The sequence below is a fragment of the Flavobacterium sp. genome, assembly GCF_046153165.1.
In the GTDB taxonomy this organism is placed as follows: domain Bacteria; phylum Bacteroidota; class Bacteroidia; order Flavobacteriales; family Flavobacteriaceae; genus Flavobacterium.
Window position 1 is genome coordinate 1 of sequence record NZ_JBJXEN010000039.1, and the last position, 9,886, is coordinate 9,886.

Sequence of the window (9,886 nt, forward strand, 5' to 3'; positions counted from 1 at the left end):
AACTACAATATGATTTGCTGGTGCTGTAATGGCTACTTCTAAATCTCCATATTCTAAATAAAATTCTCCTGCTCCTAAATACGGTAAAGTATTCCAACCTTTTACATCATCATACACACACATTCTAGGATACCATTGAGCAACTGTAAAAATTTTACCATTTTTTGTATCTTGAACTCCCATTCTGTCTGAGCCATAAAGAGGAGAAACAAATGAATAATCTATTTTAAGTTTTACGCTTGCTCCATTTGCTTTTAGTTCCTGAGGTAAATCGACCTGCATTCTAGTATCTATGATAGTAAATTTAGTATTTGTTTCGACAGATTTTCCATTTATATTTGCAATAACCTTAACAGAATTAACTTTATAACCTCCATCAAAATCTTCTCCTTTAGCACCGTTTCTACTACCTTTAACAGGAATAACTGCATTTCCTCGAGAGTCTTTTTTGAACAAATTTTGATCTAATTGCATCCAAAGAAATCCTAACTTATCTGGGCTATTATTTGTGTAAGTCACTAACGCTGATCCTGAAATCTCATTTTTAGCTTCGTTAAGTGATGCCGTTAACGAATAATCAGCTCTATTTTGCCAATATTTTGCTCCTGGCTGACCACTTGCCGAACGTGTTTCAGTCGCATTTTTAGTATAAAAACCAGGTGCAAAGGCATCATGATAATTATAATTTGTTGCTTGTTGTGCTGAAATTAAATTACTCCCGAAAAATAATGCGGAAATAAATAATCCTTTAATCATGTTTGATCTCATTTGCTTTTTTTTTGATTGTTAAAATTAGAGTAACTTTTCTTTTTTTTGTTACAAAAAAATGTTAAAAAAGGCATCAAAAATATTTTTGATGCCTTTTTTATGACAATACATTTGTATCTTAAATAGATTTATAAATTCGATTTATAGGAATTACAACTCCTTGTTTTAGTATCACTCTTTTATCTGTAACACCCCAAATAGTAGTTTCTACGACTTTTTTAGATTGATCATCTTCAAAATAAATTTTAATCTTAGAATGTTCTAAATTCCCCAACGACAAGGCTCTATCTAAATCTAGATTTCTTTGATTAATTTCTTCTTTATCATCTAAAACATCAGCCACTGGAAAATGTAATTGATCAATTAATTCTTTTTCTATGATTTCAAAATTTGTATCCATGACTATTTTGTTAATTTATTAATGATGTTTTTAGGGTTTTATAAAAATAGTAAAATATTTTTATAAAAAAATAAAAAACAAAGTTAAAAATAATAATTAGTAATAACTAAGCCTATATTTATTTATCAACTTGTAACAAAATAAAATATATTTACCCTACTTTATTTTAAAATAGGATGGCCAATGACTATAGATATTTCAAATACAATTATAAATGCTAAAATTAACTCTGTTGGAGCAGAATTGATGGTTTTAAGTAAAAACGATAAAAATTACATTTGGACAATAAATGAAGCGTTCTGGAACAAAACATCTCCAGTTTTATTTCCTATTGTTGGAAGGCTAAAAAATGATTTTTATAAGTTAAACAATATTCATTATTCATTATCAAGACATGGTTTTGCAAGAAATTATGATTTTGATATTGTTAATAAAACTGATTCATCGGTAACCTTTTCTTTGTGTGACAATAAAGAAACTTTAGTACAATATCCTTTTTTATTCGAATTACAAATTTGCTATACTTTAGTCGGAAATAAATTGATCATTTCTTATTTAGTAAAGAATAATTCTAAGCAAAAAATGCCTTTCTCTTTAGGAGCTCATCCAGCATTTGCAATAGATTCTAGTTTTGAAAATTATACTTTACAATTTGATAACGATGATAGCTTAACAACTCACGAATTGGAAGATGAGCAATTTTCAGGAAAAACGAGAACCATCAATTTAAAAAATAAAACTTTACCGCTTACCTATTCATTATTTGAAAAAGATGCTTTAGTCTTTAAAGAATTCAAATCAAAAGGCTTAATCATTATTAAAAATAATAATCCTTACTTAAAAATTAATCTTGAAAGTTTTCCAAATCTAGGAATTTGGACAAAGAAAAATGCTCCTTTCTTATGTATTGAACCATGGTTTGGCTATGCTGATGATAAAAATTCAAATAATAATATATTTGATAAAAAAGGAATTCAAATATTAGATATAAATAGTACATTTAACACCTCTTTTTCAATCGAAATTTTATAACATAATGAGCGCATTTTCATTCCTCCCATTTCAGAATTTAGAATCTGAAAGATTACTATTAAGACAAATAACTTCTAATGATGTAAACGAAATTTTTGAGCTGAGAAGTAATCCAGAAACTATGAAATATATTCCCCGACCATTAGTTATATCTATTGATGAAGCAATGGATCACATAAAGATGATTCAAGACAAAATAGAGACAAACGAAGGAATAAATTGGGCAATTACATTAAAAGGCAGCCCTAAAATGATAGGAATTATAGGTCATTACAGAATACGATGGGAACATTTTAGATCCGAAATTGGTTATATGTTGCTACCTGAATATCACGGAAAAGGACTTATTACCGAAGCTATAGAACTCATGATAAAGTATGGTTTTGATGACATGAAAATGCATTCGTTAGAAGCAATTATAGATCCAGACAATACTGCATCAGCAAGAGTTTTAGAGAAAAATAATTTTGTAAAAGAAGCACATATTTTACAAAATGAGTTTTATGATGGAAAGTTTTTAGATACCGTTATATATTCCATTTTAAATAATTCCTAAGCATTTGCAAATATATTCGGTCTTGAAAATATTTTTAGATATTCAATACAGAACTTTTGTTTCAGGAATAAATTCTCCAGGTAGAAATTATTATTTTGGAGCAAAATATACTTTATAGTATAAAAACTTAAAAAAGGAGGTGTTTTTTAATTACTTTAGCATTAGATTATTAGTGCCAATGTTAAATAAATTTCATCTCCTTTTTTTATTATTCTCAGGAATACTTCAAGGTCAAACTTATACAAAAATAAACGGATTAAGTACACTTGTTCTTGTTCCAAATATTGGGATTGAAACATCAGTTTCTAAAAACCTTACTTTTCAAGTAGATATAGCAGCTTCCTTTTGGAAATCGGTAAACAATGCTCCTCTTCAATTTGCAATTGTTACCCCAGAAATAAGATATTATTTTAAAGAAAATTACAATGGTTTTTATATTGGAACTAACCTTGGCGGAAGCCTTTTTAAACTGCAAAAATGGAATTATTCAAATACCAATTATTATCAAAAAGGATTTAATTATTTTGTAGGAGTAACTATTGGTTATGAAAAAAAGATTACAAAAAAAATTATGCTTGACATTTTTGTTGGAGGTGGAAGCCAACAAGCTTTTTATAAAGGATATGATTTAGTAACTAACGAAAGATTAGATGGAGCCAAAAACTTTAATAAAAGTGGGGAATTCTTACCTTATCGTGGTGGAATTATGATTTGCTATTTAATTAATTAAAATTTAGGTATTGTTTTAATATATAATTCTTCTACTTTTTTTCTTGCCCAATCTGTTTTTCTCAAAAAGGTCAAACTCGATTTTATAGATGGATTTTCTCTGAAACATTTTATATTTATTAGCTCTCCTAAAGTATCAAAACCATAATAGTTAACTAGTTTTTCTAGAATATTTTGAAGTGTAATTCCGTGAAGTGGATCTTTAGATTTATTAGTTTCCATAAAACAAAAATAGCATTAAAAATTTCAATAAAAAAACCACCAAAGTTTCCTTTGATGGTTTGTATTTTAAAATTTAGTTTACACCTATTTATTGAACAGCTAATGAAGCATCTAACATTCCGTAACCAAATTCTGAATTTTTATTAGGATACAAATGAGATGATTGACGCATTTTTGTTAAAACTTGATCACGTGTCCATGCTGGATGCTTAGACCAAACCAAAGCCGCAATCCCTGCTGAAGTAGCAGTTGCAACGGACGAACCACCTACATAATCTCCTTGACCTTCATTATAACTATTTACAGGAACTGTATTTCCAGTACCTGCTCTTTGCATCATAATAGTAAAATCTATTTTACCTCCTGTATGACAAACATCACATGCTTGGTAAGTAGAAGCTTCTTTTATACCTGTTACTGCAACAGTTTCAGCCATCCAGGCTGGAAAAATAACCCCTACAAATGTTGTAAAATCTGTTGAAGTCCCTCCAGCACAAAAAATTAATTTTCCTTTACTATAGGCATATTTTATTCCGTCTTCGATTTTTCCTACAGAGAAGATATGTCCCATAGACATTGAGATTATTTTTACATTAACATTGTTTGCTAAACCTGTAAAAGCATTTTTAACTCCATTTTGTTCATGATAGCCGTCAAGAACGACATTTGATGCGGCTCTATAAGTAATAAGATTAGAATTATAAGCTACACCAACTGGTTGACCATTATCATTTCGTGGAGCCGCAGCAACAGATGACATACTTGTACCATGACCACATTTGTCATTTTCTCCATCGGTTGTTGTACTCCATGGCCAAATAGAATCTACATAAACGCCATATTTTTGAACGGTTCTACCTGAAGAATAACCATCATTAAAACTTGAATTTAAAAGCGAATTTACAGTGGAAGCTCCCGTATCTACGACTCCAATAGTTACTCCAGCTCCTGTACTATAACTCCAAGCACTTGGGATATTGTGTTTATAAAATGTCCAAGGGGCTAATGCATTAGGAGCTATTATAGTGTAATCTGAAGAACTTAAAGTTGAAGATTCTAGCCCACATCCTGAGGAAGATAGTGTGCTTTTCGAGTACTGATTTTTAACCTCAAAATATTTATATCCTGAAGGCTCTAAGTATCGTAAATAATTACTTTTTCTTAAGGCTATCACAGTTTCCTGTTTTTCAATAATTACATCTATTAAATTTAAGTAAGTGTCTGAAGAGATTAATATTTTTTCTAATTCTTTTCCTTCGTATTTCTTAATAATTGCAAGTAAATCATTTTGAATTTTTTGATTATTTGATGATTTACTTCTATCAAAATCCGATGCAGAATTTCCAAAACCAATTGTTGCTATATTTTGACCTTGAACCATAGCGCTCCATAATAAATGATTTGAAGCTTCTTTCCAGTTAAAAGAACCTTTAACACTAAAAGATTCATCTATTTTTGCATTAATTTGTTGAGCAGATAAAGGATCTTTTTGTGAGGCATCAATTACTATTGAATCATCTATCGAGTCTTCCTTTGTACATGATGAAAACGCAATTGAGGCAAGAACAAGAAAACATAAAATTTTTTTTGTCATTTTGTTAGTTTTTTTTGGGTTACATTACGAATGTAATAACATTTTAATACCATTAACAACAAAACCGACAAATTACAAAATACATCGACAAATTACAAAATATTGAATTTAATGCAAACTAAATTCAATATTTTAGTTTTATATATTTATACTTTTTCTTATTTTAATAAAATAAAAAGGCCTTTATCCAATTATGAATAAAGACCTTTTATAAATTTAAATACTATTTAAATTTATAATCTAAAACAAAAACTTAACTCCAACTTGTAAATTTCCTAATTGTCTATCGGCAACAGAATTCATTGGGTTTGCATTAAATCCAAAATTTGTAGTTTTATCTCCTACTTTTGGAGTAGATGTTGATGATCCAACATTTAAAATTGTAAATGAAGTTTCTACAGTCATCCATTTATTTATAATATAATCAAATCCAGGCGCTACTTCTAGAGCAAAAGATGATGTTTTACTATCTGCTATTTTTTCTTTACCAATCATAATTGGCGCAGCAACTTGACCATAGAAAAACAATCCTCCAGTTACATTCCAATATTTTCTAATTAATGGTTTAACAACAAATGTACTATTTTGAGCAGTTGTCACACCTAAAGTATTTACATCTTTCGAGCTTATGTTACCAACTCCAATACCAATCGTTGTTGAAGGAGCAATAAAATAACCTACGATAGGTAAAATCATATTAGAATCTGTTTTAGAGGTTCCGGTTTTAGAAGAATCGAATGAAACTTGTCCAGCAACCCAAAAAGTACCTTCCAAACCTTTGTTTGTACTTTCCTCTTGTGCATTTGCTGAGAAACCAAATAATGCAAAACCTGCAATCAATAAAATCTTTTTCATTTTTAATGTTATTTAAAATTTATATGTCAAAAGTAAGTATACAAAAAGTCGAAAAAACTGATAAAAATCATAGGTTAAAAAGTATTTGAGAACTAAAAAAAGTAAAATTTTGTTTGTATTCATTTTTTGTTGTTACATTTGCAATATCATGTTAAAAACTGTCAACATACTTAATAAAAGAGCTAAATTCGATTACGAAATTTTAGAGACCTATACTGCTGGAATTGTTTTGGCTGGAACCGAAATAAAATCTATTCGTTTAGGGAAAGCTAACATTACTGATAGCTTCTGTGAATTTAGTAACAACGAACTTTTTGCAATAAACACTTATATTGAAGAATATACTTTTGGAAATCAATTTAATCACAAATCCAGAAGTGAACGAAAACTGTTACTAAAAAAGAGAGAGTTAAAAACGTTATCTAAAAACGTACAAGCAAAAGGACTAACTATTGTTCCTCTCAAATTACATACTAACGAGAAAGGATTAGCAAAACTAGACATTGGTTTGTGTCGTGGAAAAAAGACCTATGACAAAAGAGAATCTCTAAAAGAACAAGATACTAAAAGAGATATAGATAGAATTAAGAAAGAATTCAAATAAAATACAAAAAGCCGATAATATTAAATTATCGGCTTTTTGTAAAAAAATAGGCATCTTAATTTCCGAAGAATCTGCTAAAAAATCCTCTTCTTTCCTCTTCTTCCTCTTCATATTCAACATTTTGTTTAACTTCTTCAAAAGAGGGTTGCTGTAATTTTTCGTTATCAATCATTAATTTTGTCACAAGATCGACATAATTTAATCCTTTTTCTTCTAAAAATCCTATCAAATATTTCTCGCTGGCATCTATACCACTTGCTTGTTCTATTTGAAGTAATCTTTTATATAATGGCTCGATATGATTTGTAATAACTGCTTGTGGAACTGATTTTCGTCTGGCAATATAATTGACGATATTTCCATCTGCATCTCTTAAATATTCAAAATCTGTAATTACCCAATAATAACGTCCAGATTTTGCTAAATTTTTTACAATACCATGAAATTTATTACCTTGTTTTATATTATCCCACAGCACTTTAAATACAACTTTTGGCATATCTGGATGCCTAATAATATTGTGTGGTTGTGCCATTAATTCATAATCTTCATAACCACAAACATCTACAAAAGTCTCATTAGCATATTCTATGGTTCCATAAAGATCGGTTTTACTCATTATAGTTTGAGTTTTATCCCACGAAACTTCTTTGTCAATAGGTGTTGGTTTTTTGTTTCCAAAATTGTTTACTTCTTCGCTCATACTTTTTATTTTTAACTGTAATACTAAAAATTGATGTGGCAAAAGTAATTATAGTCTTATTTGTAAAAAATGATAAAAATCATAAGAAAGAAAAAATTAATTTTTATCTTCCAACAATGGTACAAACTTAAAATCTCCAAACTCGTGTTTTTCAAATTGGGTTTCGCCTTTTCTAATAATAAGTGTCATGATTTGAATATTTTCACCTACAGGAATAACAAGCCTTCCTCCTATTTTTAGCTGAGACATTAAAGCTTTTGGTATTTCTGGGGCACCCGCAGTTACTATAATACTATCAAACGGAGCATAATTTGGCAATCCTTTATAACCGTCACCAAAAGATAAGTGCTTTGCTCTAATTCCTAATTTTGGTAACAACAAGGATGTTTTTTTAAACAATTCATTTTGGCGTTCTACACTATATACAATAGCTCCAATAGTACACAAGACAGCCGTCTGATAACCAGAACCTGTGCCTATTTCTAGTACTTTATCTCCTTTTTTAACCTCTAACAATTCTGTTTGAAAAGCTACTGTATAAGGCTGTGAAATGGTTTGTCCTGCTCCTATAGGAAAAGCTTTGTCTTGGTATGCGTAATCCTCAAAGCTAGAGTTCAAAAAAAGATGTCTCGGGATTTTGCTAATAGCGTCTAACACACTTTTGTTAGTAATTCCTTTTTGTTTCAAAGTGGCTACTAACTGATTACGAAGTCCTTGATGTTTCGATGTATCTTTCAATTTTAAGGGTATTATTTTTTGTAAATTTAGAAAACAAATTGGCAATTATCAATAATGATGTGAGTAATTTTTCACGAATTGAAGAAGCAATTATCAATTAATTCCTATTTTTGTTCAAAATACATTTTTATGCTAAAAGTTGGCGTTTTAGGTGCTGGTCACCTCGGAAAAATACATTTACGATTGCTACAACAATCTGAAAAATACGAATTAGTAGGTTTTTATGACGAAAATCAAGAAAATGGTGCTAAAATAGCAGCAGAATTTGGTTACAAACAATTTGATACTATTGCAAAATTAATTCATGCTGTCGATGTAATCGATATTGTTACACCAACACTTTCTCATTATAAATGTGCTAAAGTTGCTATCAAATCTGGCAAACATGTTTTTATAGAAAAACCTATTTCAACTACTGTCGAAGAAGCTGAAGAAATTATAGCTCTATCTAAAGAATTTGATATAAAAGGGCAAGTTGGACATGTAGAGAGATTTAATCCTGCATTTAAAGCGGTTAAAAACCAAATAAAAAATCCAATGTTTATCGAAACGCATCGTTTAGCAGAATTTAACCCTCGCGGGACTGATGTTCCCGTAGTTTTAGATTTGATGATTCACGATATTGATGCCATTTTGAGTGTCGTAAACTCGAAAGTGAAGCATATTTCAGCAAGTGGCGTTTCGGTAATCAGTGATTCTCCAGATATTGCCAATGCTAGAATTGAATTTGAAAATGGTTGTGTTGCTAATATTACCGCGAGTAGAATTTCGATGAAAAATATGAGAAAATCAAGATTTTTTCAGAAAGATGCTTACATCTCAGTCGATTTTCTAGATAAAGTTTGTGAAGTAGTAAAAATGAAAGATGCCCCTGAAACTCCAGGAGATTTCGATATGATTTTACAAAATGCTGAAGGCGTAAAAAAACAAATTTATTACGAAAATCCATCGGTAGAACCTAATAATGCTATCTTGGACGAATTAGAATCTTTTGCAGATGCCATCAATAATAATACAACTCCTGTAGTTACTTTAGAGCAAGCAACTGATGCTTTACGAGTAGCATACCAGATAATAAATTGTATGGAAAAATAATTTTTCAATTCTTAAATTTTTAAATCTTTTAATATCAAATAATGAAAAACATAGCAGTAATTGGAGCAGGAACCATGGGCAACGGAATTGCACATACTTTTGCACAATCAGGATTTACAGTAAAACTAATAGATATTTCGGAAAAATCGCTCGAAAAAGGAATTGCAACCATTGCAGCTAACCTAGACCGTATGGTTGCTAAAGGAACAATTACAGAAGAAGACAAACACAAAACCATCGGAAACATTATCACTTATACCGATATAAAAGATGGTGTTACAGGTTGCGATTTAGTCGTTGAAGCAGCTACCGAGAATTTAACTCTAAAACTAAATATCTTCAAGCAATTAAGTGATGTTTGCGATCATAATACTATTTTAGCAACCAACACTTCTTCCATTTCAATTACACAAATTGCTGCTTCGGTGGTGCATCCAGAAAGAGTTATTGGTATGCACTTTATGAATCCTGTGCCAATTATGAAATTAGTCGAAATCATTCGTGGTTATAATACAACCAACGAAGTGACTAAAACAATCATGGATTTATCTGTAAAATTAGGAAAAACACCTACCGAAGTAAATGATTAT

12 protein-coding genes and 1 pseudogene are annotated in these 9,886 nt (G+C 29.9%); 6 read left to right on the forward strand and 7 right to left on the reverse strand.

The annotated features are described in order from the left end of the window. Positions 1 to 768 (reverse strand): annotated as a pseudogene (locus tag ACKVOV_RS05055) (M1 family peptidase); the annotation flags it as partial. Between the two features lie 118 nt (positions 769 to 886). Then, complete coding sequence (locus tag ACKVOV_RS05060; RefSeq protein WP_409205677.1) at positions 887 to 1,168, reverse strand: hypothetical protein; 282 nt, start codon at positions 1,166 to 1,168, stop codon at positions 887 to 889. A 183-nt stretch (positions 1,169 to 1,351) separates the two neighbouring features. On the opposite strand from ACKVOV_RS05060, the gene ACKVOV_RS05065 reads away from it, so the two are divergent. From ACKVOV_RS05065 to ACKVOV_RS05075, 3 genes are all read left to right on the forward strand, one after another. Beyond that, the gene (locus tag ACKVOV_RS05065; protein ID WP_409205678.1) at positions 1,352 to 2,200 is read left to right on the forward strand and encodes an aldose 1-epimerase family protein; all 849 of its coding nucleotides are present in this window, start codon (positions 1,352 to 1,354) and stop codon (positions 2,198 to 2,200) included. A 4-nt stretch (positions 2,201 to 2,204) separates the two neighbouring features. Next, positions 2,205 to 2,756, forward strand: a complete 552-nt coding sequence (locus ACKVOV_RS05070) for a GNAT family N-acetyltransferase (RefSeq protein WP_409205679.1) — start codon at positions 2,205 to 2,207, stop codon at positions 2,754 to 2,756. Positions 2,757 to 2,934: 178 nt separating this feature from the next. After that, the gene (locus tag ACKVOV_RS05075; RefSeq protein ID WP_409205680.1) at positions 2,935 to 3,486 is read left to right on the forward strand and encodes a DUF3575 domain-containing protein; all 552 of its coding nucleotides are present in this window, start codon (positions 2,935 to 2,937) and stop codon (positions 3,484 to 3,486) included. On the opposite strand, the gene ACKVOV_RS05080 is transcribed toward ACKVOV_RS05075, so the two are convergent. The 3 genes from ACKVOV_RS05080 to ACKVOV_RS05090 all read right to left on the reverse strand — a co-directional run bounded on the left by ACKVOV_RS05080 (position 3,483) and on the right by ACKVOV_RS05090 (position 6,156). After that, positions 3,483 to 3,707 (reverse strand): VF530 family DNA-binding protein, encoded by a 225-nt coding sequence (locus tag ACKVOV_RS05080; protein ID WP_409205681.1) that lies wholly within the window; start codon positions 3,705 to 3,707, stop codon positions 3,483 to 3,485. The two genes, ACKVOV_RS05075 and ACKVOV_RS05080, sit on opposite strands and share 4 nt — an antisense overlap. A gap of 88 nt (positions 3,708 to 3,795) precedes the next feature. Next, complete coding sequence (locus ACKVOV_RS05085; RefSeq protein WP_409205682.1) at positions 3,796 to 5,301, reverse strand: S8 family peptidase; 1,506 nt, start codon at positions 5,299 to 5,301, stop codon at positions 3,796 to 3,798. Positions 5,302 to 5,541: 240 nt separating this feature from the next. Beyond that, the gene (locus tag ACKVOV_RS05090) at positions 5,542 to 6,156 is read right to left on the reverse strand and encodes an outer membrane beta-barrel protein (protein ID WP_409205683.1); all 615 of its coding nucleotides are present in this window, start codon (positions 6,154 to 6,156) and stop codon (positions 5,542 to 5,544) included. Between the two features lie 148 nt (positions 6,157 to 6,304). Between ACKVOV_RS05090 and smpB the strand changes: the two genes are divergently transcribed. After that, a complete protein-coding gene (gene smpB, locus ACKVOV_RS05095) occupies positions 6,305 to 6,760 on the forward strand; it encodes an SsrA-binding protein SmpB (protein ID WP_409205684.1) in 456 nt (151 codons plus the stop codon). Positions 6,761 to 6,815: 55 nt separating this feature from the next. Here smpB and ACKVOV_RS05100 read toward each other — a convergent pair whose 3' ends face one another. After that, a complete protein-coding gene (locus ACKVOV_RS05100; RefSeq protein ID WP_409205685.1) occupies positions 6,816 to 7,463 on the reverse strand; it encodes a PAS domain-containing protein in 648 nt (215 codons plus the stop codon). A gap of 96 nt (positions 7,464 to 7,559) precedes the next feature. Then, entirely contained in the window at positions 7,560 to 8,201 is a 642-nt protein-coding gene (locus tag ACKVOV_RS05105; RefSeq protein ID WP_409205686.1) for a protein-L-isoaspartate(D-aspartate) O-methyltransferase, read from the reverse strand. 129 nt (positions 8,202 to 8,330) lie between these two features. Here ACKVOV_RS05105 and ACKVOV_RS05110 point away from each other — a divergent pair, with 129 nt between their 5' ends. Next, positions 8,331 to 9,296 (forward strand): Gfo/Idh/MocA family protein, encoded by a 966-nt coding sequence (locus tag ACKVOV_RS05110; protein WP_409205687.1) that lies wholly within the window; start codon positions 8,331 to 8,333, stop codon positions 9,294 to 9,296. Between the two features lie 41 nt (positions 9,297 to 9,337). Further along, on the forward strand, positions 9,338 to 9,886 hold a 549-nt coding region (locus ACKVOV_RS05115; protein ID WP_409205688.1), incomplete at its 3' end, for a 3-hydroxyacyl-CoA dehydrogenase family protein.

Bases quoted from the DNA above. Each gene is read 5' to 3' on its own strand.
- ACKVOV_RS05110 (WP_409205687.1), top strand. From the start codon at position 8,331: ATGCTAAAAGTTGGCGTTTTAGGTGCTGGTCACCTCGGAAAAATACAT.
- ACKVOV_RS05065 (WP_409205678.1), top strand. From the start codon at position 1,352: ATGACTATAGATATTTCAAATACAATTATAAATGCTAAAATTAACTCT.
- ACKVOV_RS05100 (WP_409205685.1), bottom strand. From the start codon at position 7,463: ATGAGCGAAGAAGTAAACAATTTTGGAAACAAAAAACCAACACCTATT.
- ACKVOV_RS05090 (WP_409205683.1), bottom strand. From the start codon at position 6,156: ATGAAAAAGATTTTATTGATTGCAGGTTTTGCATTATTTGGTTTCTCA.
- ACKVOV_RS05085 (WP_409205682.1), bottom strand. From the start codon at position 5,301: ATGACAAAAAAAATTTTATGTTTTCTTGTTCTTGCCTCAATTGCGTTT.
- ACKVOV_RS05080 (WP_409205681.1), bottom strand. From the start codon at position 3,707: ATGGAAACTAATAAATCTAAAGATCCACTTCACGGAATTACACTTCAA.
- ACKVOV_RS05060 (WP_409205677.1), bottom strand. From the start codon at position 1,168: ATGGATACAAATTTTGAAATCATAGAAAAAGAATTAATTGATCAATTA.
- ACKVOV_RS05070 (WP_409205679.1), top strand. From the start codon at position 2,205: ATGAGCGCATTTTCATTCCTCCCATTTCAGAATTTAGAATCTGAAAGA.
- ACKVOV_RS05075 (WP_409205680.1), top strand. From the start codon at position 2,935: ATGTTAAATAAATTTCATCTCCTTTTTTTATTATTCTCAGGAATACTT.
- smpB (WP_409205684.1), top strand. From the start codon at position 6,305: ATGTTAAAAACTGTCAACATACTTAATAAAAGAGCTAAATTCGATTAC.